This window comes from Pseudomonas sp. BS-2016 (genome assembly GCF_001806145.1).
GTDB lineage: Bacteria > Pseudomonadota > Gammaproteobacteria > Pseudomonadales > Pseudomonadaceae > Aquipseudomonas > Aquipseudomonas lundensis.
In genome coordinates this window covers 34,171-58,294 of record NZ_MLCT01000019.1, presented here as the reverse complement: position 1 = coordinate 58,294, position 24,124 = coordinate 34,171, and the positions used below count along the sequence as shown (strand labels likewise).

20 protein-coding genes and 1 pseudogene are annotated in these 24,124 nt (G+C 59.3%); 11 read left to right on the top strand and 10 right to left on the bottom strand.

Features of this window, described 5'->3' with window-relative positions; all coding sequences use genetic code 11:
• Positions 1 to 34: 34 nt before the first annotated feature.
• The 8 genes from rseP to rpsB form a co-directional block, all read right to left on the bottom strand.
• A complete protein-coding gene (gene rseP / locus BKD70_RS10610) occupies positions 35 to 1,387 on the bottom strand; it encodes a sigma E protease regulator RseP (RefSeq protein WP_047277200.1) in 1,353 nt (450 codons plus the stop codon).
• Positions 1,388 to 1,431: 44 nt separating this feature from the next.
• Entirely contained in the window at positions 1,432 to 2,619 is a 1,188-nt protein-coding gene (ispC, locus tag BKD70_RS10605) for a 1-deoxy-D-xylulose-5-phosphate reductoisomerase (protein WP_047277202.1), read from the bottom strand.
• Complete coding sequence (locus tag BKD70_RS10600; protein ID WP_047277204.1) at positions 2,616 to 3,422, bottom strand: phosphatidate cytidylyltransferase; 807 nt, start codon at positions 3,420 to 3,422, stop codon at positions 2,616 to 2,618. The genes ispC and BKD70_RS10600 overlap by 4 nt, the downstream gene beginning before the upstream one ends.
• Positions 3,422 to 4,177, bottom strand: coding sequence for a polyprenyl diphosphate synthase (uppS, locus tag BKD70_RS10595; RefSeq protein WP_047277206.1), 756 nt, complete (start codon positions 4,175 to 4,177; stop codon positions 3,422 to 3,424). Before uppS ends, BKD70_RS10600 begins: the two co-directional genes overlap by 1 nt.
• 15 nt (positions 4,178 to 4,192) lie before the next feature.
• Entirely contained in the window at positions 4,193 to 4,750 is a 558-nt protein-coding gene (gene frr / locus BKD70_RS10590) for a ribosome recycling factor (protein WP_047277208.1), read from the bottom strand.
• The gene (pyrH, locus tag BKD70_RS10585; protein WP_047277210.1) at positions 4,747 to 5,490 is read right to left on the bottom strand and encodes a UMP kinase; all 744 of its coding nucleotides are present in this window, start codon (positions 5,488 to 5,490) and stop codon (positions 4,747 to 4,749) included. Before pyrH ends, frr begins: the two co-directional genes overlap by 4 nt.
• Before the next feature lie 205 nt (positions 5,491 to 5,695).
• Positions 5,696 to 6,568 (bottom strand): translation elongation factor Ts, encoded by an 873-nt coding sequence (gene tsf / locus BKD70_RS10580; protein ID WP_047277212.1) that lies wholly within the window; start codon positions 6,566 to 6,568, stop codon positions 5,696 to 5,698.
• Between the two features lie 206 nt (positions 6,569 to 6,774).
• Positions 6,775 to 7,515, bottom strand: coding sequence for a 30S ribosomal protein S2 (gene rpsB / locus BKD70_RS10575; protein WP_047277214.1), 741 nt, complete (start codon positions 7,513 to 7,515; stop codon positions 6,775 to 6,777).
• 378 nt (positions 7,516 to 7,893) lie between these two features.
• On the opposite strand from rpsB, the gene map reads away from it, so the two are divergent.
• Genes map through dapC form a run of 3 tightly spaced genes read left to right on the top strand, consistent with a single transcriptional unit; the run spans position 7,894 to position 12,661 of the window.
• The gene (map, locus tag BKD70_RS10570; protein WP_047277216.1) at positions 7,894 to 8,676 is read left to right on the top strand and encodes a type I methionyl aminopeptidase; all 783 of its coding nucleotides are present in this window, start codon (positions 7,894 to 7,896) and stop codon (positions 8,674 to 8,676) included.
• 56 nt (positions 8,677 to 8,732) lie between these two features.
• Positions 8,733 to 11,435: a [protein-PII] uridylyltransferase gene (locus BKD70_RS10565; RefSeq protein WP_047277218.1), complete on the top strand. Its 2,703-nt coding sequence runs from the start codon at positions 8,733 to 8,735 to the stop codon at positions 11,433 to 11,435.
• Between the two features lie 26 nt (positions 11,436 to 11,461).
• Positions 11,462 to 12,661, top strand: a complete 1,200-nt coding sequence (gene dapC / locus BKD70_RS10560; protein WP_047277219.1) for a succinyldiaminopimelate transaminase — start codon at positions 11,462 to 11,464, stop codon at positions 12,659 to 12,661.
• 55 nt (positions 12,662 to 12,716) lie between these two features.
• Here dapC and BKD70_RS10555 read toward each other — a convergent pair whose 3' ends face one another.
• A complete protein-coding gene (locus BKD70_RS10555; protein WP_047277221.1) occupies positions 12,717 to 14,363 on the bottom strand; it encodes a Na+/H+ antiporter in 1,647 nt (548 codons plus the stop codon).
• 249 nt (positions 14,364 to 14,612) lie between these two features.
• On the opposite strand from BKD70_RS10555, the gene BKD70_RS10550 reads away from it, so the two are divergent.
• Genes BKD70_RS10550 through BKD70_RS10535 form a run of 4 tightly spaced genes read left to right on the top strand, consistent with a single transcriptional unit; the run spans position 14,613 to position 17,730 of the window.
• A complete protein-coding gene (locus BKD70_RS10550) occupies positions 14,613 to 14,984 on the top strand; it encodes an ArsC family reductase (RefSeq protein ID WP_047277224.1) in 372 nt (123 codons plus the stop codon).
• A 42-nt stretch (positions 14,985 to 15,026) separates the two neighbouring features.
• The gene (gene dapD, locus BKD70_RS10545; RefSeq protein ID WP_047277225.1) at positions 15,027 to 16,061 is read left to right on the top strand and encodes a 2,3,4,5-tetrahydropyridine-2,6-dicarboxylate N-succinyltransferase; all 1,035 of its coding nucleotides are present in this window, start codon (positions 15,027 to 15,029) and stop codon (positions 16,059 to 16,061) included.
• Positions 16,062 to 16,120: 59 nt separating this feature from the next.
• Positions 16,121 to 17,326: an aminotransferase class V-fold PLP-dependent enzyme gene (locus BKD70_RS10540; protein WP_047277226.1), complete on the top strand. Its 1,206-nt coding sequence runs from the start codon at positions 16,121 to 16,123 to the stop codon at positions 17,324 to 17,326.
• Positions 17,323 to 17,730 carry a SufE family protein gene (locus tag BKD70_RS10535; protein WP_047277227.1) on the top strand — a complete coding sequence of 136 codons (408 nt, stop codon included), beginning with the start codon at positions 17,323 to 17,325 and terminating at the stop codon, positions 17,728 to 17,730. The genes BKD70_RS10540 and BKD70_RS10535 overlap by 4 nt, the downstream gene beginning before the upstream one ends.
• A gap of 90 nt (positions 17,731 to 17,820) precedes the next feature.
• Here BKD70_RS10535 and tcdA read toward each other — a convergent pair.
• Positions 17,821 to 18,615 (bottom strand): annotated as a pseudogene (gene tcdA / locus BKD70_RS10530) (tRNA cyclic N6-threonylcarbamoyladenosine(37) synthase TcdA); the annotation flags it as partial.
• A 277-nt stretch (positions 18,616 to 18,892) separates the two neighbouring features.
• Between tcdA and BKD70_RS10525 the strand changes: the two are divergent.
• The 4 genes from BKD70_RS10525 to BKD70_RS10510 all read left to right on the top strand — a co-directional run bounded on the left by BKD70_RS10525 (position 18,893) and on the right by BKD70_RS10510 (position 24,045).
• On the top strand, positions 18,893 to 21,484 hold the full coding sequence (locus tag BKD70_RS10525; protein WP_047277228.1) for a glycosyltransferase: 2,592 nt from the start codon (positions 18,893 to 18,895) through the stop codon (positions 21,482 to 21,484).
• Between the two features lie 140 nt (positions 21,485 to 21,624).
• Positions 21,625 to 22,776, top strand: a complete 1,152-nt coding sequence (dapE, locus tag BKD70_RS10520; RefSeq protein WP_047277230.1) for a succinyl-diaminopimelate desuccinylase — start codon at positions 21,625 to 21,627, stop codon at positions 22,774 to 22,776.
• On the top strand, positions 22,776 to 23,585 hold the full coding sequence (locus BKD70_RS10515) for a putative RNA methyltransferase (protein ID WP_047277232.1): 810 nt from the start codon (positions 22,776 to 22,778) through the stop codon (positions 23,583 to 23,585). Before dapE ends, BKD70_RS10515 begins: the two co-directional genes overlap by 1 nt.
• A 79-nt stretch (positions 23,586 to 23,664) precedes the next feature.
• Positions 23,665 to 24,045 carry a hypothetical protein gene (locus BKD70_RS10510; protein ID WP_047277234.1) on the top strand — a complete coding sequence of 127 codons (381 nt, stop codon included), beginning with the start codon at positions 23,665 to 23,667 and terminating at the stop codon, positions 24,043 to 24,045.
• Positions 24,046 to 24,124: the final 79 nt, after the last annotated feature.

Here is a 24,124-nt window from a genome sequence, read left to right as displayed (position 1 = left end):
CAAAATGCGGCAGATTCGCAATTCAGCGAAGCGTTTACAGACGTCCCAGGTCGTTGACCAGGGCAAGTAACATCACCCCGACCACCAAACTGATACCGATCTGCATTCCCCAACCCTGCACCCGATCCGACAAGGGACGACCACGCGCCCACTCGATCAGATAAAACAACAAATGCCCCCCATCCAGTACCGGGATGGGCAACAAGTTCAGAACCCCAAGACTGATACTCAGATAAGCCAGGAAATTCAAGAAGTCCGCGACACCCGACTGGGCAGAAGCGCCCGCCACTTTAGCAATGGTTATCGGTCCACTCAAGTTTTTTACCGAGAGCTCGCCGAACAACATTTTCTTGAGTGAGTCGAGCGTCAATACGCTCATCGTCCAAGTCCGTTTGGCACCCTCGCCGATCGCGGCGAGCGGGCCGTAACTGACCTCGCGAATCATCTCCGGCGGCCAGTCCACACCCTTGACCCCAGCCCCCAGATAACCGGTTGCGGCCTTGCCTTCACCGCGCGCCGCCAATGCCACGGGGATGTCGATCGGCACACCATCACGCTCGACGCGCAATACGATTTTCGCCTCAGGACGTACCCGGACCCAATCCACCACCTGCTGCCAGTCCTTGACCGGTTGATCGTTCATGGCCAGCAGTTTGTCACCGGTTTTAAGACCCGCGGCCTGGGCCGGGCCTTCAGGATCAAGCTCAGCCAGTACGGCCGGCAACTCTGGACGCCATGGACGAATCCCCAGCGAACTGATTGGGTCAGGCTCGTTAGCCCCTTTTAACCAGTCATGCAGAACCAGCTCATGAGTCGACTCCGAAGTGCTCCCCGCCTCACGAACGGCCACGTGAATCGAACCGCTCTCGCCCAGGCGGCGCACGAGCTGCAGATTCACATTGGACCAGCCCGAAGTGGGCTCTCCATCAATCGAAACGATTTCCTGCCCCGGCACCAGACCGGCTTGCGCTGCCAGGCTACCGCTTTCGACTGCGCCAATGACCGGGCGCACTTGCTGGCTGCCCAGCATGGCCAGAATCCAGAAAAACACCATCGCCAGCATGAAGTTGGCAATGGGGCCCGCTGCAACGATGGCAATGCGCTGCCCGACGGTTTTGCGATTGAAGGATTGGCCCAGCAGCTCAGCCGGCACCTCCCCTTCCCGCTCATCAAGCATTTTCACGTAGCCGCCCAACGGGATCGCTGCCACTACAAACTCAGTGCCCTGACGGTCGTGCCAGCGCAGCAAGGGCGTGCCGAACCCCACAGAGAAGCGCAGAACCTTGACGCCACAACGGCGCGCCACCCAAAAGTGACCGAATTCATGAAAAGTGACCAACACCCCCAACGCAACCAGGGTGCCAACAATCATATAAAGCGCACTCATCTACTTTCTCCGTGATCCTGTCCGGTTACGGCAAGCAGCACTGATCAGCCCTGACGGCTCAACCATTGATCAGCCAACTCTCGCGCCCTGGCATCGGCGGCAAAGACTGCCTCTAACTCATTAACGGGCACCACTGGCTCGTTGTTTAAAACGTCTTCAATCAATTGCGCTATGTGCGGGTAGCGGATTCGCCCATCAAGGAAGGCCGCCACCGCCACTTCATTGGCCGCATTGAGCATGGCCGGCGCGCTGTCACCAGCCGCCGCCGCTTCACGGGCCAGGCGCAGACAAGGGAAGCGCTGCTCATCCGGGCGCTGGAAGTCCAGACGCGCCACGGAAAACAGATCCAGCGGCGCCACACCCGAATCGATACGCTCAGGCCACGCCAACGCATTGGCAATCGGCGTGCGCATGTCAGGATTGCCCAACTGCGCAAGCACCGACCCGTCTATGTAGTCCACCAGCGAGTGAATGACGCTTTGCGGATGAATCACCACCTCAACCTGAGCGGGCTTGGCATCAAACAGCCAGCACGCCTCGATCAGCTCAAGGCCTTTATTCATCATACTCGCTGAGTCGACCGAGATTTTTCGCCCCATCGACCAGTTAGGGTGAGCACACGCCTGATCGGGCGTCACATGCGCCAGATCAGCCAATGGGGTTTCCCGGAAGGGCCCACCAGAGGCGGTCAGCAGAATCCGTCGCACGCCAACCTGACTCAGCCCACGGGCGAAATCCTGCGGCAGGCACTGAAAGATCGCGTTGTGCTCGCTGTCAATGGGCAGCAATACCGAACCGCTACGCCGCACCGCCTGCATGAACAGGGCGCCAGTCATGACCAGCGCTTCTTTGTTCGCCAACAGAATTTTCTTGCCCGCATTCACTGCCGACAAGGTTGGACGCAACCCGGCAGCACCGACGATGGCTGCCATAACGGCATCCACCGCAGGTGCGGAGGCGATATCACATAAACCCTGTTCGCCCACCAACACCTCGGTGTTGAGGCCCGCTGCGCGCAGATCAGCTTGCAGCTGACGCGCGGAACGCTCATCCGGCACCACTGCAACCTGAGGCGTGTGCTGAATGCACAATGCCAGCAGTTGCGCGAGACGGCTATAACCGCTCAGCCCGAACACTTGATAGCGATCCGGGTGGCGAGCAATCACATCCAGCGTACTCAGGCCAATCGAGCCGGTAGCGCCCAGCACCGTAATCTGTTGAGGACGGCTCATGATGCAGCCATCCACAGCAACACGGCGAACACGGGAATGGCGGCCGTCAAACTGTCGATACGATCGAGTACACCGCCATGCCCCGGCAGCAACTGACTGCTGTCCTTAATGCCCGCCTGACGCTTGAACATACTTTCTGTGAGGTCGCCCACCACTGAAATCAATACGATAACGGCAGCGCCTGCCAAGGCAGCAACCATCTGAGAGGCACTCCAGCCGCGCACCACGCCGACAACAGCCGTAATCAGCAGACTCAGCAACAAACCGCCAAAAACGCCTTCCCAGCTTTTGCCGGGGCTGACTTTAGGGGCCAGTTTGCGCTTGCCGAATTTACGCCCGGAAAAGTACGCGCCGATATCGGCCCCCCACACCAGCACCATCACCGCCATGATGAGCCAGTTACCCAGCGGCATCGCCTTGATCATCACCAGCCCTTGCCAGGCCGGTAGCAAAATCAGCAAGCCGATGACCAGCTTGACTGCAGCACTGGACCAGCGTGATGCGGAATCAGGAAACGTGAGCACCAGAAACGTCGCCAACGCCCACCACACCACCGCAGCCACCAACACCCACGGGGCAAGATCAGGCAACAGGTGCAGACCAAACAGCAATAAGGCCACGACGAGGGCAAAACCGACACGGGCCGTTTGAGCTGTAAATCCGGCAAGGCGCGCCCATTCCCAGGCCCCGAGGGTGACGACCAGCCCGATGAAGAGCGCGAAGTTAGACCCATCAAGAAGGAAAAAGCCGCACAAAGCGATTGGCAGCAGGATAAGTGCAGTGATGATGCGTTGCTTAAGCATTAAACCCGGGCTCCAGCCTCAACCTGCTCGCTTGTTTTACCGAAGCGACGCTGGCGAGAAGCGAAATCAGCCAATGCATGACGCATGGCTTCGTGTTTGAAGTCCGGCCAGAACAGGTCGGAGAAGTACAGCTCGGAATAGGCCAACTGCCACAGCAGGAAGTTGCTGATACGGTGCTCGCCCCCTGTGCGGATACACAGGTCAGGCAACGGCAGATCGCCTGTTACCAGACAGGTTTGCAACAAATCCGGGGTGATGTCTTCAGGCTGCAAATGACCTGCCTGAACCTCACGCGCCAAACGTTGCGCAGCCTGCGCGATGTCCCACTGCCCACCATAATTGGCGGCAATTTGCAGGACAAAGCGCCCGCTGCCTGCGGTGATCGCCTCCGCTTCGCGCATCGCCGCTTGCAACTCGGGATGAAAACGGGAGCGATCGCCAATGATGCGCAGGCTGATGTTGTTTTCGTTGAGACGCTTGGCCTCACGACGCAGCGCCTTGAAGAACAAATCCATCAAGGCACTGACTTCAGCCGCAGGACGCTGCCAGTTTTCGCTGGAAAACGCGAACAGGGTGAGCACTTCGACCTTGGCCTCGGCACACACCTCAATCACGGCGCGGACTGCGTCCACACCCGCTTTATGCCCGGCAACACCCGGCATAAAGCGTTTTTTCGCCCAGCGATTATTGCCATCCATGATAATCGCGACATGTCGCGGCACGGATGACGACACAGCCTGCTTGGTCTTTTCCATAAAACGCCCTGACCCTTATACGGCCATCAGGTCCGCTTCTTTCTGCTTGGTAGCCGTTTCGATATCCGCGACAGCCTTGTCGGTCAGCTTCTGGATCTCGTCAGCTGCGCGACGCTCTTCGTCTTCACTGATTTCTTTCTCTTTAACCAGGTCTTTCAACTGGCTCAACGCATCACGACGGATATTACGTACCGCAATACGCGCATCTTCAGCCGCATCACGCGCCTGCTTGGCGAATACTTTACGGGTTTCTTCCGTCAGGGCTGGCATGGAGATCAGCAGCAATTCGCCCAGGTTGGTCGGATTGAGGTTCAAACCAGCGCTTTGAATCGCCTTATCCACGGCTTGAAGCATGTTGCGCTCAAACGCCACGACCTGCAGGGTGCGAGAATCTTTAACGGTTACGTTCGCGACCTGACTAAGCGGCGTATCAGCACCGTAGTAAGGCACCATCACGCTACCCAAAATGCTTGGGTGAGCCTTGCCGGTACGAATCTGACCAAATGCATGGCTCAGCGATTCCAGCGATTTCTGCATACGCGTTTGTGCGTCTTTCTTGATTTCGTTGATCATTGTTGACCTTCCTCGATCAGAGTGCCTTCAGCGCCGCCGTGAACGATGTTGAGCAGGGCGCCGGGCTTGTTCATGTTAAAGACACGTAATGGCATCTGGTGGTCGCGGCACAGACAAATAGCTGTCAGGTCCATCACGCCCAGCTTGCGATCCAGCACTTCATCGTAAGTCAGATGATCGAACTTCTCGGCATGCGGGTCTTTGAATGGATCTGCGGTGTAAACACCGTCAACCTTGGTGGCCTTGAGGACTACGTCGGCGTCGATTTCAATGGCGCGCAAGCACGCGGCAGAATCCGTTGTGAAGAATGGATTGCCTGTACCCGCAGCGAAAATCACCACTTCCTTCGCGTTCAAGTGACGCATGGCCTTGCGACGGTCGTAATGATCCGTCACACCCACCATGGAGATGGCCGACATTACGATGGCGGAGATATTCGCACGTTCCAGCGCATCGCGCATCGCCAGGGCGTTCATCACGGTCGCGAGCATCCCCATGTGGTCGCCAGTAACGCGATCCATACCGGCAGCGCTCAATGCAGCGCCACGGAACAGATTGCCACCACCAATCACCAAACCTACCTGAACGCCGATACCCACCAACTGGCCGACTTCCAGCGCCATGCGGTCGAGCACCTTGGGGTCGATCCCGAACTCTTCAGAGCCCATCAGGGCTTCGCCGCTTAGCTTGAGTAGAATGCGTTTATAGCGAGCTTGATAACCACTGCCCTGCTGAGCCATTGCGAATCTCTCCTGCCGCGTTTTATAAAAAATCTGTGCGAGGCTGTTTTCAGCCTGCGTTTACTCTAGCTTGGCGCCGGATAACAGCACCATCGGATCGCGATTTTGTACACCGGTTCCGCCGGGCGAGGTAAAACCTTCACCCATTTGAAAAGAGGCTGCGCGCGTGAGCGGGCAGCCTCTTGGGTCGACAGTTGAAACCGTCTTATTGCTTGTTGGCTGCAGCCACTTGAGCAGCAACTTCTTCAGCGAAGTTGTCAACTGGCTTCTCGATGCCTTCGCCTACTTTGAAGTAAGTGAAGGAAACGATTTCAGCACCGGCCTTCTTGGCCAGCTCACCGACCTTGATTTCAGGGTTCTTGACGAACGCCTGCTCAACCAGGCTGGCTTCTGCCAGGAACTTGCTGATACGGCCTTTGACCATATTTTCAACAATGTTTTCTGGCTTGCCTTTGATTTTTTCTTCGTTCAGCTGCAGGAACACAGCTTTTTCGCGCTCGATTGCTTCTTCAGAAACTTCCGAAGGCAGCAGGAACTCAGGGTTGCTCGCCGCTACGTGCATGGCGATGTCACGAGCCAGCTCAGCGTTGCCGCCTTTGAGCGAAACCACAACACCGATTTTGTTGCCGTGCAGGTAAGCGTCAACCACGTCACCTTCAACACGCACCAGACGGCGAATGTTAACGTTCTCGCCTACTTTGGCAACCAGTGCTTCACGAGCAGATTCTTGAGCGGCGATCAGCGGAGCTGCGTCGGTCAGTTTGTCCGCGAATGCTTTTTCAACGCTGGCAGCCACGAAGTTTTTGAAGTCTTCTTGCAGAGCCAGGAAGTCGGTTTGCGAGTTAACTTCAAGAATAACGGCAGACTTGTTATCGTCAGCAACTTTCACTGCGATAGCGCCTTCAGCAGCAACGTTGCCTGCTTTTTTGGCGGCCTTGATGGCGCCCGAAGCACGCATGTCGTCGATGGCTTTTTCGATGTCGCCGCCAGCCTTGGTCAAGGCTTTCTTGCAATCCATCATGCCTTCGCCAGTACGCTCACGCAGTTCTTTAACCAACGCTGCAGTAATCTCTGCCATTTCAAAATTCCTCTTGGATAGGTTTTCAACCATTCCACCCGACCAAACGGGCGTTCAATTCGTATGAAGCCTGCCTCGATGCAACCCTGTGTGCCGCAATTTGATACAGCAACGACAGAGGCCTGTCCAACAAATGGATTTCGAGGTGGCAAAAAGGGGGCCAAGCCCCCTTTTTGCGTACTGAGTAAACGCTAGGCGTTTATTACTCAGCCTTCAACCGCTGCAGCTGGAGCGTCTTCGACGAAAACGTCGGTGCCGCCAGCAACGTGGTTACGACCACGGATAACAGCGTCAGCCATCGCACCCATGTACAGCTGGATAGCGCGGATTGCGTCATCGTTGCCCGGGATGATGTAGTCAACGCCTTCCGGGCTGCTGTTGGTATCGACAACGCCGATTACCGGGATGCCCAACTTGTTAGCTTCGGTGATCGCGATACGCTCGTGGTCAACGTCGATAACGAACAGAGCGTCTGGCAGACCGCCCATGTCCTTTATACCACCCAGGCTACGATCCAGCTTTTCCAGATCGCGAGTGCGCATCAGCGCCTCTTTCTTGGTCAGCTTGGCGAAAGTACCGTCTTCTGCCTGCACTTCAAGGTCACGCAGACGCTTGATGGAAGCACGGATGGTTTTGAAGTTGGTGAGCATGCCGCCCAACCAGCGGTGATCCACGTACGGCGAACCGCAACGTGCTGCTTCTTCAGCAACGATCTTGCCAGCGGAACGCTTGGTGCCAACGAACAGAATCTTGTTTTTGCCCTGGGCCAGACGCTCTACGAAAGTCAGAGCTTCGTTGAACATTGGCAGGGTTTTTTCAAGGTTGATGATGTGAATCTTGTTACGCGCGCCAAAGATGTATTTACCCATCTTCGGGTTCCAGTAACGGGTTTGGTGACCGAAGTGCACACCGGCCTTCAGCATATCGCGCATAGTGACTTGGGACATGATAGTTCCTTAGTAAGTCGGGTTAGGCCTCCACGTATCCCAATGACCAACCAGCAGCTTCGAGCTGAAGGCACCCAGGTCATCGTGTCGACACGTGTGTGGGTTTGTGCTCACCGGGCTATACCCGGAAAGCGGCGCATTTTATAACACAAGACGGCCAAAAAACGAAACACGGATTCTGACTTTCTTCCACGCGCTTTTGCGCAAGCCGCGCAATAGCGCCAGAATGCCCCTTTCTATCAAGAGAAGCGATGGCGCAAGGCTCATGATTAACGCCGACCGTCTGTTAGAATCGCGTTTTTTCGCGGTGCGCGACGCCAGCCGTCACTTCGCACCTGCAATTCCGTTGATGAGCGCTAACGCGCAAAGAGAGCCTGTATGACCGTCACCCTCAAAACCCCCGAGGACATCGCAAAGATGCGCGTCGCCGGCAAACTGGCCGCCGAAGTCCTGGAAATGATCGCCGAGCACGTCAAGCCCGGCGTCACCACCGAAGAGCTCGACCGCATTTGCCACGACTACATTGTCAATGTGCAAAAGGCCATCCCGGCCCCGCTCAATTACAAAGGTTTCCCGAAGTCGATCTGCACCTCGGTCAACCACGTTGTCTGCCACGGCATTCCGGGCGACAAGGCCCTGAAAGACGGCGACACCCTGAACATCGACGTCACAGTGATCAAGGATGGCTACCACGGCGACACCAGCCGCATGTTCCACGTCGGCAAAGTGCCGGTCTGGGCTGAGCGCCTGTCGCAAGTGACCCAGGAATGCATGTACAAAGCCATCGAAATCGTCAAACCGGGCTGCCGCCTGGGTGATATCGGCGAAGTCATCCAGAAGCACGCCGAAAAGAACGGGTTTTCCGTCGTGCGTGAGTTCTGCGGCCACGGCATCGGCAAGGTATTCCACGAAGAGCCGCAGATCCTGCACTACGGCCGCGCCGGCACCGGCATGGAACTCAAAGCCGGCATGACCTTCACCATCGAGCCGATGATCAATCAGGGCAAGGCAGACACCAAAGTACTGGGTGATGGCTGGACCGCAATCACCAAGGACCGCAAGCTGTCGGCACAGTGGGAACACACCCTGCTGGTTACCGAGACGGGCTACGAGATTTTCACCCTGCGCAGCGATGACACCATCCCCCGCGTTTCGGCCTGATGTTTGCAGTCGCTTCTTTATAGATAGCCACAACCCAGCCATAGGAAAGCCAATCGATGCCGCAGGTGGATCCCGAACTTTTTGACCGTGGCCAGTTCCAGGCCGAGCTGGCCTTAAAAGCCAGCCCCATTGCCGCATTCAAAAAGGCGATCCGCCAGGCACGTGAAGTGCTCGACGACCGTTTTCGCAAAGGGCGCGACATTCGTCGCCTGATCGAAGATCGCGCCTGGTTCGTCGACTGCATCCTGAATCAGGCCTGGGACCAGTTCAGCTGGAGCACCGACGCCGACATCGCCCTCGTGGCCGTGGGCGGCTACGGCCGTGGCGAGCTGCACCCCTACTCCGACATTGACCTGCTTATCCTGCTGGATAACGCCGATCACGAAATTTTTCGCGACTCCATTGAGCGCTTTCTGACATTACTTTGGGACATTGGTCTGGAAGTCGGTCAAAGCGTGCGCTCGGTGGACGAGTGTGCCGAGCAGGCCCGGGCCGACCTGACCATCATCACCAACCTGATGGAAAGCCGCACCGTGGCGGGCCCTGAACATCTGCGCCAGCGCATGCTGGATGTCACCAGCACGGCACACATGTGGCCCAGCAAGGATTTCTTCCTGGCCAAGCATGCCGAACAGAAAGCCCGGCATCACAAATACAACGACACCGAATACAACCTGGAGCCCAACGTCAAAGGCTCACCCGGCGGCCTGCGCGATATCCAGACCATCTTGTGGGTAGCGCGACGCCAATACGGCACCCTGAGCCTGCGCGCGCTGGCCGGGCAGGGGTTTCTGGTGGAGAGCGAGCACGCCCTGCTCGCCTCCTCCCAGGAGTTTTTGTGGAAGGTTCGCTACGCCCTGCACATGCTAGCCGGGCGCGCCGAAGATCGCCTGCTGTTCGACCATCAGCGCAGCATCGCTGAACTGCTGGGCTTCACCGGTGATGACACCAAGCACCTGATCGAAAACTTCATGCAACAGTATTACCGGGTGGTCATGAGCATCGCGCAGCTCAGCGACCTGATCATCCAGCACTTCGAAGAGGTGATCCTCGCCCCCGAAGACGAAGCGCCACCCGCCCCGATCAACTCGCGCTTCCAGTTGCACGACGGCTACATCGAAGCCACCAGCGACAACGTGTTCAAACGCACACCGTTCGCCATGCTGGAAATCTTCCTGCTGATGGCCCAGCGCCCGGAAATCAAGGGCGTGCGCGCCGATACGATTCGCCTGCTGCGTGAACATCGTTACCTGATCGACGACGATTTCCGCAACGACATCCGCAACACCAGCCTGTTTATCGAGTTGTTCAAATGCAAAATCGGCATTCACCGCAACCTGCGCCGAATGAACCGCTACGGCATTCTCGGGCGCTATTTGCCTGAATTCGGCTTTATCGTCGGCCAGATGCAGCACGATCTGTTCCACATCTACACCGTCGACGCCCACACGCTGAACCTGATCAAGCACCTGCGCAAATTGCAGTACACCCAGGTGTCGGACAAATTTCCGCTGGCCAGCAAATTGATGGCCAAGCTGCCGAAACCGGAACTCATTTACCTGGCAGGCCTTTACCACGACATCGGCAAAGGCCGCCATGGCGACCATTCCGAGATTGGCGCCGTGGATGCCGAAGCGTTTTGCATCCGTCATCAACTGCCCCAGTGGGACACGCGCCTGATCGTGTGGCTGGTCCAAAACCACTTGGTGATGTCGACCACCGCCCAACGCAAAGACCTGTCCGACCCGCAAGTCATCCACGATTTCGCCCAGACAGTCATCGATGAAACCCACCTTGACTACCTGTATGTACTGACCGTGGCCGACATCAACGCGACCAATCCGACCTTATGGAATTCGTGGCGAGCCAGCTTGTTGCGCCAGCTCTATACCGAGACCAAGCGCGCCCTGCGTCGCGGGCTGGAAAACCCTGTCGACCGCGAAGAGCAAATCCGCCAGACCCAAAGCGCGGCCCTCGACACGCTGGTGCGCAACGGCAACGATCAGGACGATGTCGAGCAGCTCTGGTCGCAGCTGGGGGATGACTACTTTCTGCGCCACACCTCCTCCGATGTGGCGTGGCACACCGAGGCCATCCTGCAACAGCCGGCCGACGGCGGCCCGCTGGTGCTGATCAAGGAAACCACCCAGCGCGACTTCGAAGGCGGCACGCAGATTTTCATCTACGCCCCCGACCAGCACGACTTCTTCGCCGTGACAGTGGCGGCAATGGACCAGCTCAACCTGAACATCCACGACGCGCGCATCATCACGTCCAGCAGCCAGTTCACCCTCGACACCTACATCGTGCTCGATAACGATGGCGACTCGATTGGCAACAACCCGGAGCGCATCGAAAAGATCCGCAAGGGCCTGACCGAAGCCCTGCGCAACCCGGATGACTACCCGACCATCATCCAGCGCCGCGTGCCGCGCCAGCTCAAGCACTTCGCCTTTGCGCCACAGGTCACGATCCATAACGATGCACAACGCCCCGTAACGGTGCTCGAACTCAGCGCACCCGACCGCCCCGGCCTGCTGGCCCGCATCGGCATGATCTTCCTGGAATTCGATCTGTCGCTGCAAAACGCCAAGATCGCGACGTTAGGCGAGCGCGTCGAAGACGTTTTTTTCATTACCGATGAAAACAACCAACCCTTGTCTGACCCCCAACTGTGCATACGCCTGCAGGAAGCAATCGTGGAGCAATTAACGGTCAATAAAGATTCCGCCCCAGAACCGTGGCGCCTGAGCATTTAAGCGCCGCCGAGTGAGATCCGCACCCGATGAACAACGCTCTGAACCAGTTGCAGCCTTACCCGTTCGAAAAATTGCGCGCTTTGCTGGGCAGCGTGCAGCCCAATGCCGACAAACGCCCGATTGCGCTGTCGATTGGCGAGCCCAAGCACCGCTCCCCCGATTTCGTGGCCAAAGCCCTGGCCGACAACCTCGACCAGATGGCGGTCTACCCGACCACGCTGGGCATCCCGGCCCTGCGCGAGTCCATTGCCCACTGGGCCGAGCGCCGTTTCAACGTACCTGCGGGCTGGCTCGACCCGGCGCGTAACATCCTGCCGGTCAACGGCACCCGTGAAGCGCTGTTTGCCTTCACTCAAACCGTGGTCAACCGTGGCGACGACGCGCTGGTCATCAGCCCGAACCCGTTCTACCAAATCTACGAAGGCGCGGCCTTGCTCGCCGGGGCCACACCGCACTACCTGCCATGCCTGGCTGAACACGGCTTCAACCCCGATTTCGACGCTGTCCCGGCCGCCACGTGGCAGCGCTGCCAGATCCTGTTCCTGTGCTCGCCGGGCAATCCGACCGGAGCCCTGATCCCATTTGAAACCCTGAAAAAGTTGATTGCGCTGGCCGACGAACACGACTTCGTGATTGCTGCCGATGAGTGCTACAGCGAACTCTATTTCGACGAAACCACCCCGCCCGTCGGCCTGCTCAGCGCCTGCGTAGCCTTGGGCCGCGAAGATTTCAAACGGTGCGTGGTGTTCCACAGCCTGTCCAAGCGCTCGAACCTGCCAGGGCTGCGGTCCGGCTTCGTTGCCGGTGATGCCGACATCCTCAAGGCGTTCTTGCTCTACCGCACCTACCACGGCTGCGCCATGCCTGTTCAAACCCAATTGGCCAGCATTGCCGCCTGGAATGATGAAGCCCATGTGCGCACCAACCGCGACCTGTACCGCGAGAAGTTTGACGCTGTGCTGGAGATTCTGAGCCCGGTCATGGATGTACAACGCCCGGATGGCGGCTTTTATCTGTGGCCGAATGTGAAAGGTGACGACGCCGCGTTCTGCCGCGACCTGTTTGCCGAAGAACACGTGACTGTGGTGCCGGGCTCGTACCTGTCACGTGAAGTCGATGGTTTCAACCCGGGCGCGGGCCGCGTGCGCATGGCGCTGGTCGCCCCACTGGCTGAATGCGTGGAAGCCGCAGGGCGGATTCGCGCGTTTATTGAACGCCGCACATAACCCCTGAAGCTGCAGGAGCGAGCACGCTCGCTCCTGCACACCGGCACGCACCGCGTTACTTCACTGTCCCCAGATTGGCTTCACTCAAGTCCAGATCGCGCAGGATTTCGCCGAGCACGTCATCGCCAATTTCGTGATGTCGACGCAGGCTGTAGAGCTCCAGGCGCTGTGCCCTGAGCGCTTTGAGGCGCAGGCGGCCTTCCAGTTCATCCATCTTCGATGCCAATGCCTGCGCTTCTGCAGAATCATTGAACACGTCAAGTTGATGCCGGTATTCAGACATGATCCGCGCCTTCAGCTCTGCGGCCAACGCCGCCTGGGCAGCGTCCGGCGGATGGTCTGGGTCAATCACCTCCTCGGTCTCCAGCGCATGGATGGCGGCCTCCGCCGTACGGCGCCAGGCTTCACGCACTTCAGTGCGCATCGCGTCATCCGAGCTTTGGGCGATGCCGCGCAACAATAACGGCAAAGCAATACAAGCCACGATCAACGACAGCAAGATCACCCCGGCCGCAATAAAGATCAGCAGCTCACGCTCGGGGAAATCAAGCCCTTCATTGAGCAACAAGGGAATCGACATCACACCCGCCAGCGTCACTGCCCCGCGCACACCGCCTACGGTCAGAATCCAGCAGGAACGGGCCGTCGGCACCATCGTCAGTTCTTGCTTGCCGCGCCAGCGCCGCAATAAGCCGGACAAGCGCCAGATGCTCTGCACCCAGATAAAGCGCAGTGCGATCAAGACCAGGAAGATCACCACCACATCCAGGATGCGATACATCAGCGTGGGCCAGAGGTGGGTTTCCAGCCTGACAACCGCCTTGATGATGTCAGGCAGTTGCAGCCCCAACAGCAAGAAGATCAGCCCGTTAAACGCAAATTCCAATAAGCCCCAGACGCTGCGGTTCAGCAAACGGGTACTGGTTTGACGCGGCAACAGGTCCAGCCAGCTCTGCATCATCCCCGCGGCCACGGCCGACAAAATCCCGGACGCGCCCAGACGTTCGGCCAGTACGTAGGCGGCGAAAGGCAGCAGCAACATGAACACAACGTGCGTTGCCGGGTCGTCCCAACCGCGAGCGATCATCCACGAGCGCATGCGCCCGACCACCCAGCTCAACGCCACACCAATGGCCAGGCCGCCACAGGCCACCAACAGGAAGGTGACGCTGGCATTGGCCAACGAAAAAACGCCCGTGATCGCTGCCGCCAACGCGAATTTGAACGTCACCAGGCCCGTCGCGTCATTCATCAACGCTTCCCCTTGCAACATATGCATCAAGGGCGCCGGTAAACGGTTTTGCGCAATGGCTGAAACCGCCACGGCGTCGGTTGGCGACAGGACGGCAGCCAGCGCGAAGGCAACGGGTAAAGGAATGGTCGGCAGCAACCAGTGAATGAAGTACCCCGCGCCCACCACCGTAAATAACACCAGCCCCACGGCCAGCGTCAGGATCGGCCCCTTAAGGCGCCAGAATTCGCGCTTGGGGATGCGCCAGCCATCCGAAAACAGCAACGGCGGCAAGAACAGAAACAGGAACAGCTCAGGGTCCAGCGCCACGTGCAGCCCCAGAGTGGGCCAGGCCAGCAAGGCGCCCGCGGCGATTTGCACCAAGGGCAGCGGCAAGGGAATCAAACGCCCCAACAGACGCGAGACCCCCACCAGCATCAGCAGGATGAGGACGGTATAGGCGGTTTGCATATCAGCAAGGTTCCCGGACACGCCGCTTTAATCAGAACGGCTTTAAACTAAACATAAGTAGCAACACTTTTCCATCAAGAGCCATAGTAGCCTTTAACCACTAACTCTGACCGCTGAACAAAAGTCGCAATGGCGTGATGACATGTCACAACACTGTGGCAACCTCTACGGCTGGCGCATCCGGCGCGCCGGTCGTGGCATAATCCGCGACCGCTCATTTTCAGCATCTCCAAAGGAGGGGCAATTTCCGTGACCGACTCGAGCAAGACGTTGCACCTTTTTGGCATTAAAGCCTGCGACACCATGAAAAAAGCTCGCACCTGGCTGGATGAACATGGGGTGCCTTACGATTTTCACGACTACAAAAGCAGCGGCATCGACCGCGATCACCTGAACCAGTGGTGCAACGAACACGGCTGGCACGTGGTGCTCAACCGGGCCGGAACAACCTTTCGCAAACTCGACGACGAACACAAAGCCGATCTCGACCAAGCCAAAGCCGTTGAACTGATGCTCGCCCAACCCTCGATGATCAAGCGCCCGGTGCTCGATCTCGGTGACAAAACCCTGATTGGCTTCAAGCCAGATCTTTATGCGGCGGCCCTTCTTCAAAAGGCTTAAAGGCCATGGTTCCGCCCATTTATTTTTGTAAGAGGTAATTGCATGTCTACTACCCTGTTCAGCGCAGCCTTCGGCGTCGGCACCCAAAACCGTCAAGGCGCATGGCTGGAAGTGTTTTACGCACAGCCCCTGCTCAACCCGTCGGCCGAGCTGATCGCAGCCATCGCCCCGATTCTGGGTTACACCGGCGGCAATCAGGCAATCACCTTCACCACGGCTCAAGCCGCACAGATGGCCGAAGCCGCCAAACCTGTGGACGCGGCCCAGGCTGCCCTGCTGACCCGTCTGGCTGAAAGCCACAAGCCGCTGGTTGCCACATTGCTGGCAGAAGACGCCGCGCTGACGTCCACCCCCGAGGCGTACCTCAAGCTGCACCTGTTGTCGCACCGTCTGGTCAAGCCCCACGGCCTGAGCCTGGCGGGCGTGTTCCCGCTGCTGCCAAACGTGGCCTGGACCAGCCAGGGCGCCATCGACCTGAGCGAACTGGCCGAGCGTCAACTCGAAGCCCGCCTGCGTGGCGAACTGCTGGAAGTGTTCTCGGTCGACAAATTCCCGAAAATGACCGACTACGTGGTGCCGGCTGGCGTGCGCATCGCCGACGCAGCCCGCCTGCGTCTGGGTGCTTACATCGGCGAAGGCACCACCGTGATGCACGAAGGTTTCGTCAACTTCAACGCAGGCACTGAAGGCCCGGGCATGATCGAAGGCCGTGTCTCGGCGGGCGTGTTTGTCGGCAAGGGCTCTGACCTGGGCGGCGGCTGCTCAACCATGGGCACCCTGTCGGGCGGCGGCAACATCGTGATCAAGGTGGGCGAAGGCTGCCTGATCGGCGCCAACGCCGGTATCGGCATCCCGCTGGGCGACCGTAACACCGTGGAGTCGGGCCTGTACGTGACCGCTGGCACCAAAGTGGCCCTGCTGGACGAAAACAACCAACTGGTCAAAGTGGTCAAGGCTCGCGAGCTGGCCGGTCAACCTGACCTGCTGTTCCGTCGCAACTCCGAAACCGGCGCCGTGGAATGCAAAACCCACAAGTCGGCCATCGAGCTGAACGAAGCCCTGCACGCTCACAACTAAGCGTCTGTCTGCCACTGACGGGGCCGGCTTCCGGCCTCGTCAACTGAGCCCTGAACACCATGCTTTTGCCTTCTCCCTGGCGTGCGGACTTTCCGGCCATCGCCGCTTTGCAACGTCAGGACCAGACCTATCTGGACAACGCTGCTACCACACAAAAACCCCAGGCCCTGCTTGACGCACTGACGCATTACTACGCCAGTGGCGCCGCCAATGTGCACCGGGCCCAACATTTACCGGGCGCCCACGCCACTCAGGCGTTCGAACACAGCCGCACAAAAGTCGCTCACTGGCTCAACGCCGGCGACTGCGGCACCGTGGTTTTCACCCACGGCGCCACCTCGGCACTCAACCTGCTGGCCTATGGGCTGGAGCACCACTTTACGGCGGGCGATGAAATCGTCATCAGCGCCCTTGAACACCACGCCAATCTGCTGCCCTGGCAACAGCTGGCCCAGCGGCAACACCTGAAACTGGTGATTCTGCCGCTTGACGACGACGGCCTCATTGACCTGCACGCCGCCGCCAAACTCATCACCCCGCGCACCCGTCTGCTGGCCGTGAGTCAGTTGTCGAACGTCCTCGGCGTCTGGCAACCCTTGCCCGCCTTGCTGTCCCTGGCCAAGGCACAGAATGCGCTGACCGTGGTCGATGGCGCACAGGGCGTGGTGCATGGTCGCCACGACGTGCAGGCGCTGGGGTGCGACTTCTACGTGTTCTCCAGTCATAAGCTCTATGGCCCGGACGGGCTGGGCGTGCTGTTCGGGCGCCATGAAGCCTTGGCCCGCCTGCGGCACTGGCAATTGGGGGGCGAGATGGTGCAAGACGCCGACTACCACCACGCAACCTTCCGCCCGGCGCCCCTGGGTTTTGAAGCGGGCACCCCGCCGATTGCCAGCGTGATCGGCCTGGGCGCGACCTTGAGCTATCTGGCGAGCCTGGATCAGCGGGCCGTTGAAGCTCACGAAGCGGCCTTGCACGCCCTGCTGGTCGAAGGCTTGAAGCAGCGCGAGGGCGTTCGCCTGCTGGGCAAGCCGCAACTGGCCCTGGTGAGCTTTGTCGTCGATGGCGTACACAACGCCGACCTGGCGCATTTGCTCACAGAACAAGGCATAGCCGTGCGCGCTGGCCATCATTGCGCAATGCCCCTTCTTAAAGGCATGGGCTTGGCAGGCGCCATTCGCGTGTCCTTGGCGCTGTACAACGACTCTGAAGACCTTGAGAGATTCTTCGTCGCGCTAGACCAGGCGCTGGAGTTACTGCGATGACCTTACCCACAGAGGCGCAAGCAGCGCTCGACAGTTTTGAGCAGTGCTCAGGCTGGGAGCAGCGCGCCCGCTTGCTGATGCAATGGGGCCAGCGCATGCCGGCACTGGATGAGCACGCCAGGACCGATGCGAATCGGGTCCACGGCTGTGAAAGCCTGGTGTGGCTGGTCGCAGAGCTCAAAGACGGTCGCTGGCAGTTTGCCGCCAGCAGCGATGCTCGCTTGATTCGCGGGCTGGTTGCTTTACTGCTGGCGCGGGTAAACGGTTTAACGACCGAAGAACTCCAGCAGGTGGATTTACCGGCGTGGTTCGAACAGTTGGGGCTCAGCCGCCAACTGTCTGCCTCCCGCAGCAATGGCCTGAACGCCGTGTTGCAGCGGATGCGTGAACTGGCGCTCGGTTAACGGTCAGGCGGCCGGCTTATCTGAATTGACGCACTCACCCGCCTCGCTCGACGGGAGCGGGTCTGGCTGAGCACGTGGCGGTTGCTTGAGCTTTTCTGAGGGCCGACGCACGCCCGCCACGATTTTGTCCACCGCCTTGGTGGCCGCGACCATGCCGAAGGTCGCCGTCACCATCATCACCGCGCCAAAGCCGCCCGCACAGTCCAGCTTCACGCCGTCCCCGACAAAACTTTTCTGCAGGCAAATGCTGCCATCAGGCTTGGGATAGCGCAGTTGTTCAGTGGAAAACACGCAGGGCACGCTGTAGTGACGGGTCACCGTGCGCGAGAACCCATAATCGCGACGTAACGTGGAGCGCACTTTCGAGGCCAGCGGGTCGTTGAAGGTGCGGTTCAGGTCGCACACTTGAATCAACGTAGGGTCGATTTGCCCGCCCGCACCGCCGGTGGTGATGATCTGGATTTTGCGGCGCTTGCACCAGGCAATCAGCGCCGCTTTTGCATTCACGCTGTCAATGCAGTCGATCACGCAATCGATGTCCGGGGTGATGTACTCGGCCATGGTTTCACGGGTCACGAAGTCTGCCACAGCATGCACTGTGCAGGCCGGGTTGATCTCACGCAGGCGCTCGGCCATCACCTCGACCTTGTCCCGACCAACGGTCGAGCTCAAGGCATGCAGTTGGCGGTTGGTGTTGCTGACACACACGTCATCGAGGTCGAACAGCGAAATTTCACCCACACCACAACGGGCAATGGCTTCGGCAGCCCACGACCCGACGCCGCCCACGCCAACGATTGCCACGTGGGCGCGACGCAGACGGTCCATGCCTTCCAGACCATACAACCGGGCGACACCGGCAAACCGCGGATCTTCTGTACTCATAACCACCACCCCAAAAACCGGCGCGCATTATAGGGGTCTCACACTGTGCTTGAGTACATTTCCTGCGAGACTTCCGACCAAGCCTGTTTTAATAGCCGACTAAGTCGCAAGATAAGAGCTACAAGTAATAAAGAAAGAACTTAAGTCGACTATCGCTGCCAAACGCCGAACCATATGCCGCCTGCTGTACGCATCGTTAAGAGCCAGTGTAGGATGCGCGCCGTTTGGCACGTGCCGACCGATCTTCGTTCCACACCCTTTGGAACCCAAAACAGTTATGTCATCGCGTAAATTTGGACTCAACCTGGTGGTGGTTCTGGCCATTGCCGCCCTCTTCACCGGCTTCTGGGCGCTGATCAATCGCCCGGTCTCCGCGCCCAACTGGCCCGAGCAAATCTCCGGTTTTTCGTACTCGCCGTTTCAGCAAGGCCAGTACCCGCAGAAAGACCAATACCCGTCCGACGATGAAATGCGTCGCGACCTGGAGATCATGAGCAAGCTGACCGACAACATCCGTACCTATTCGGTCGACGGCACGCTGGGTGACATCCCCAAGTTGGCGGAAGAGTTCGGCTTGCGCGTCACCATCGGTATCTGGATCAGCCCTGACCAAGCGCGCAATGAGCGCGAAATCCAGAAAGCCATCGAGCTGGCCAACAATTCGCGCAGCGTTGTACGCGTGGTAGTAGGCAACGAAGCCCTGTTCCGTGAAGAGATCACGCCAGAAGAGCTGATCGTGCTGCTCGATCGCGTGCGCGCGGCCGTCAAGGTGCCCGTGACCACGTCCGAGCAATGGCACATTTGGGAGAAATACCCGCAACTGGCCAAGCACGTAGACCTGATTGCCGCGCACATCCTGCCGTACTGGGAATTTATCCCGGTGGACAAGGCTGGCGAATTTGTACTGGACCGTGCCCGGGACCTGAAAAAACTGTTCCCGAAAAAACCTTTGCTGCTGTCGGAAGTGGGCTGGCCGAGCAACGGCCGCATGCGCGGTGGCGCAGATGCCAGCCCGGCCGATCAGGCGATTTACTTGCGTAACCTGGTCAACACCCTGAACCGTCGCGGTTACAACTATTTTGTGATCGAAGCCTTCGACCAACCCTGGAAGGCCAGTGACGAAGGCTCTGTGGGCGCGTACTGGGGCGTGTACAACGCCGCTCGCCAACAGAAATTCAACTTCGAAGGCCCGGTCGTGGCGATCCCGCAATGGCGCGTCCTGGCCATTGGCTCGGTCGTCATGGGCTTGCTGTCGCTGGCATTGCTGCTGATTGATGGTTCGGCATTGCGCCAGCGCGGTCGCACTTTCCTGACCTTCACGGCCTTTTTGTGCGGGTCGGTGCTGGTATGGATCGGTTACGACTACAGTCAGCAATACAGCACCTGGTTCAGCCTCACCGTGGGCTTCTTGCTGGGGCTCGGCGCCCTCGGGGTGTTTATCGTCCTGCTGACCGAGGCCCACGAACTGGCGGAAGCCGTGTGGATTCGCAAGAGGCGCAGGGAGTTTTTACCGGTCGATAGCGACAACGCCTACCGACCAAAAGTCTCGATTCATGTGCCGTGCTACAACGAGCCGCCCGCCATGGTCAAACAGACCCTGGACGCGCTGGCCAACCTCGATTACCCGGACTTCGAAGTGTTGATCATCGACAACAACACCAAGGACCCGGCGGTCTGGGAGCCGGTGCGCGATTACTGCGCCACCCTGGGCCCACGTTTCAAGTTCTTCCACGTCGCCCCGCTCGCAGGCTTCAAGGGTGGCGCGTTGAACTACCTGATCCCGCATACCGCGCCGGATGCCGAAGTGATTGCGGTCATCGACTCCGATTACTGTGTGGACCGCAACTGGCTCAAACACATGGTGCCGCACTTCGCGGACCCGAAAATCGCCATCGTGCAGTCGCCTCAGGACTATCGCGACCAGACTGAAAGCACCTTCAAAAAACTCTGCTATTCCGAGTACAAAGGTTTCTTCCACATCGGCATGGTGACCCGTAACGACCGTGACGCGATCATCCAGCACGGCACCATGACCATGACCCGCCGCTCGGTGCTCGAAGAGCTGGGCTGGGCAGACTGGTGCATTTGCGAAGATGCCGAGCTGGGCTTGCGGGTGTTCGAAAAGGGTTATTCCGCCGCCTATTCCCACAACAGCTACGGCAAAGGGCTGATGCCCGATACCTTTATCGACTTCAAGAAACAGCGATTCCGCTGGGCCTACGGCGCGATTCAGATTATCAAGCGTCACGCGGCCAGCCTGCTTTGGGGCAAGGGTTCTCAGTTGACCCGTGGCCAGCGTTATCACTTCCTGGCGGGCTGGTTGCCGTGGGTGGCGGATGGCATGAACATTTTCTTCACCGTCGGGGCACTGCTGTGGTCGGCGGCGATGATTATTGTGCCGACGCGGGTCGACCCGCCGCTGCTGATTTTCGCGATTCCGCCGCTGGCGCTGTTTGTGTTCAAGGTCGGCAAAATCATCTTCCTGTACCGCCGCGCCGTGGGGGTCAACCTCAAAGATGCGTTTGCGGCGGCATTGGCCGGGCTGGCGCTGTCGCACACCATCGCCAAAGCGGTGCTGTACGGATTTTTCACCACCAGCATTCCGTTTTTCCGTACACCCAAGAACGCTGATAACCACGGCTTCTGGGTCGCCATCTCGGAAGCACGGGAAGAAGTGTTCATCATGCTGCTGCTCTGGGGCGCCGCGGTCGGGATCTTTTTCGTCCAGGGCCTGCCGAGCAACGACATGCGTTTCTGGGTGGTGATGCTGCTGGTGCAATCGTTGCCGTATCTGGCGGCGCTGGTGATGGCCTTTATGTCTTCTCTGCCAAAACCGGTGGAAGCGCCTGAAGAACTGCCTGCTGCCTAAATTGACAGCAACCACTAAACGGCGGCCTCTGGTCGCCGTTTTGCTTTAAGATAACCGCCCTTTGGCGCCAGCCCTGCAGGCGCGAGCGTGCTCGCGATGACACCTGCGCCCTTACACGCCCAGCTTCGGAGTCCACCACCATGACGGCCCACGCCGACCTCTCGCCGACCCTGCAACTTGCCTGCGATCTGATCCGTCGCCCTTCCGTGACGCCAATCGACGCCGATTGCCAGAAGCTGATGATGCAGCGCCTGGGTGATGCCGGCTTCACACTGGAACCGATGCGTATTGAAGACGTGGACAACTTCTGGGCCACCCACGGTCGTCATGACGGCCCGGTGCTGTGCTTTGCCGGTCACACCGACGTGGTGCCGACCGGCCCGGTGCAAGCCTGGCAAAACGACCCGTTCGATGCGCTGATCGACGAGCACGGCATGCTGTGCGGGCGCGGCGCCGCTGACATGAAAGGCAGCCTGGCCGCCATGCTGGTGGCCGCCGAACGCTTCGTGGCGGACTACCCGGACCACAAGGGCTCGGTCGCCTTTCTGATCACCAGCGACGAAGAAGGCCCGGCCCACCACGGAACTAAAGCCGTGGTTGAGCGTTTTGCTGCGCGCAAGGAGCGTCTGGACTGGTGCATCGTGGGCGAACCGTCGAGCACGACGCTGGTGGGCGACGTGGTTAAAAACGGTCGCCGCGGCTCTCTGGGCGCCAAGCTCACGGTGCGCGGCGTGCAAGGTCATGTGGCCTACCCGCACCTGGCGAAAAACCCGATTCACCTGGCCGCGCCGGCACTGGCCGAACTGGCCGCCGAACACTGGGACAACGGCAACGACTTCTTCCCGCCGACCAGTTTCCAGATCTCCAACCTCAACTCGGGGACCGGCGCGACCAACGTGATTCCGGGCGAACTGGTCGCGGTGTTCAACTTCCGGTTCTCCACCGAGTCCACGGTCGAAGGGTTGCAGCAGCGCGTCGCTGACATACTCGACAAACACGGCCTGGACTGGCACATCGAATGGGCCTTGTCGGGCTTGCCGTTCCTCACCGAACCGGGCGCCTTGCTGGACGCCGTCTCGTCGAGCATCAAGCAAGTGACTGGCCGCGATACCCAAGCCTCCACCAGCGGCGGCACCTCTGACGGTCGCTTTATCGCCACCCTCGGCACGCAAGTGGTTGAACTGGGGCCGGTCAACGCGACGATCCACCAGGTCAACGAACGCGTGCTGGCCAGCGACCTCGACGTGCTGACCGAAATCTACTACCAAACCTTGATCAAGTTGCTCGCCTGATGCTCGCCTGCCCTATTTGCTCCGAGCCGCTGACGGCGGTCGATAATGGCGTGGTCTGCCCGGCAGGCCATCGTTTTGACCGTGCGCGTCAGGGGTATCTGAACCTGCTGCCGGTGCAGCACAAAAACAGCCGCGACCCCGGCGACAATCAGGCCATGGTTGAAGCCCGTCGCGACTTTCTTAACGCGGGGCATTACGCCCCCGTGGCCAAGCGGCTGGCGGAACTGGCAGCCGAGCGCGCGCCGCAACGCTGGCTCGACATCGGCTGTGGCGAGGGGTACTACACCGCGCAAATCGCTGAAGCCTTGCCTCACGCTGATGGCTACGCGCTGGATATCTCCCGCGAGGCCGTTAAACGCGCCTGCAAACGCAACCCGCAGCTGATCTGGCTGATCGCCAGCATGGCCCGCGTGCCGTTGGCGGACGCCAGTTGTCAGTTTTTGGCCAGCGTCTTCAGCCCGCTGGACTGGCTGGAAGCCAAGCGCCTGCTCAGCCCCGGCGGCGGCTTGATGCGTGTCGGGCCGACCCGCGGGCACTTGATGGAGTTGCGTGAGCGCCTGTACGACGAAGTGCGCGATTACGCCGACGACAAGCACCTGGCGCTGATTCCCGAAGGCATGCAGTTGCAACACAGTGAAACACTGTCGTTTGAACTGCACTTGAGCGAGCCTCAGGACCGCGCCAACTTGTTGGCCATGACGCCCCACGGCTGGCGCGCCAGTGCCGAACGTCGCACTGCCGTCATCGAACACCCCGAGCCGTTAATCGTGACCGTCTCCATGCGTTACGATTTTTTCGTGCTTCAATAACCGACTTAACGGCCAAGGGCGCTCCCCTTGGCCCGACTAATCCGCGAATGGATTTTTCAGACACGCAGTGAGGACATCCATGCGCCAGCCCGATATCGAGATTTACCTGAAAGATTCCGACGTTACTTACAAAAACGTCGAAGCTTGGCTGTCAGACGTTCTGGGCGAATGCTCGGAATGGAAGAAGAAAGGCTGTACGCACCAATGCACGGCGGGCAACGTGCCTGTGACATGGATTCCCAAAGCCGTCGGCAAATGGAACAGCCTGTATCTGGACAGTGACCAAACGCCATGGGAAGACGACATCGCCTGCGCCAAGGCCGCGTTTGCGGCACTGAACATCGAAGTGCGGTGCGCGCCGGGCAGTTGGGCAGAAGAACAGGGCGAAGCAGACGCCGACCGCTGGGTTCGCATCAGCGCAGACGGTGAAGAAGAAATCACCTGGAAAACCGGTTCCTGAAACACTCAAACGCGTAGCGGCTGCTGCAGGACGGGACAGGCCAGCGGGGCAAGTCCTGCGGCTAGGAACCCGGCCTGAA

Excerpts from the sequence above, each read along its gene's own strand:
- rseP (WP_047277200.1), bottom strand. The coding sequence starts at position 1,387 with ATGAGTGCGCTTTATATGATTGTTGGCACCCTGGTTGCGTTGGGGGTG.
- ispC (WP_047277202.1), bottom strand. The coding sequence starts at position 2,619 with ATGAGCCGTCCTCAACAGATTACGGTGCTGGGCGCTACCGGCTCGATT.
- BKD70_RS10600 (WP_047277204.1), bottom strand. The coding sequence starts at position 3,422 with ATGCTTAAGCAACGCATCATCACTGCACTTATCCTGCTGCCAATCGCT.
- uppS (WP_047277206.1), bottom strand. The coding sequence starts at position 4,177 with ATGGAAAAGACCAAGCAGGCTGTGTCGTCATCCGTGCCGCGACATGTC.
- frr (WP_047277208.1), bottom strand. The coding sequence starts at position 4,750 with ATGATCAACGAAATCAAGAAAGACGCACAAACGCGTATGCAGAAATCG.
- pyrH (WP_047277210.1), bottom strand. The coding sequence starts at position 5,490 with ATGGCTCAGCAGGGCAGTGGTTATCAAGCTCGCTATAAACGCATTCTA.
- tsf (WP_047277212.1), bottom strand. The coding sequence starts at position 6,568 with ATGGCAGAGATTACTGCAGCGTTGGTTAAAGAACTGCGTGAGCGTACT.
- rpsB (WP_047277214.1), bottom strand. The coding sequence starts at position 7,515 with ATGTCCCAAGTCACTATGCGCGATATGCTGAAGGCCGGTGTGCACTTC.
- map (WP_047277216.1), top strand. The coding sequence starts at position 7,894 with ATGACCGTCACCCTCAAAACCCCCGAGGACATCGCAAAGATGCGCGTC.
- BKD70_RS10565 (WP_047277218.1), top strand. The coding sequence starts at position 8,733 with ATGCCGCAGGTGGATCCCGAACTTTTTGACCGTGGCCAGTTCCAGGCC.
- dapC (WP_047277219.1), top strand. The coding sequence starts at position 11,462 with ATGAACAACGCTCTGAACCAGTTGCAGCCTTACCCGTTCGAAAAATTG.
- BKD70_RS10555 (WP_047277221.1), bottom strand. The coding sequence starts at position 14,363 with ATGCAAACCGCCTATACCGTCCTCATCCTGCTGATGCTGGTGGGGGTC.
- dapD (WP_047277225.1), top strand. The coding sequence starts at position 15,027 with ATGTCTACTACCCTGTTCAGCGCAGCCTTCGGCGTCGGCACCCAAAAC.
- BKD70_RS10540 (WP_047277226.1), top strand. The coding sequence starts at position 16,121 with ATGCTTTTGCCTTCTCCCTGGCGTGCGGACTTTCCGGCCATCGCCGCT.
- BKD70_RS10535 (WP_047277227.1), top strand. The coding sequence starts at position 17,323 with ATGACCTTACCCACAGAGGCGCAAGCAGCGCTCGACAGTTTTGAGCAG.
- BKD70_RS10525 (WP_047277228.1), top strand. The coding sequence starts at position 18,893 with ATGTCATCGCGTAAATTTGGACTCAACCTGGTGGTGGTTCTGGCCATT.
- dapE (WP_047277230.1), top strand. The coding sequence starts at position 21,625 with ATGACGGCCCACGCCGACCTCTCGCCGACCCTGCAACTTGCCTGCGAT.
- BKD70_RS10515 (WP_047277232.1), top strand. The coding sequence starts at position 22,776 with ATGCTCGCCTGCCCTATTTGCTCCGAGCCGCTGACGGCGGTCGATAAT.
- BKD70_RS10510 (WP_047277234.1), top strand. The coding sequence starts at position 23,665 with ATGCGCCAGCCCGATATCGAGATTTACCTGAAAGATTCCGACGTTACT.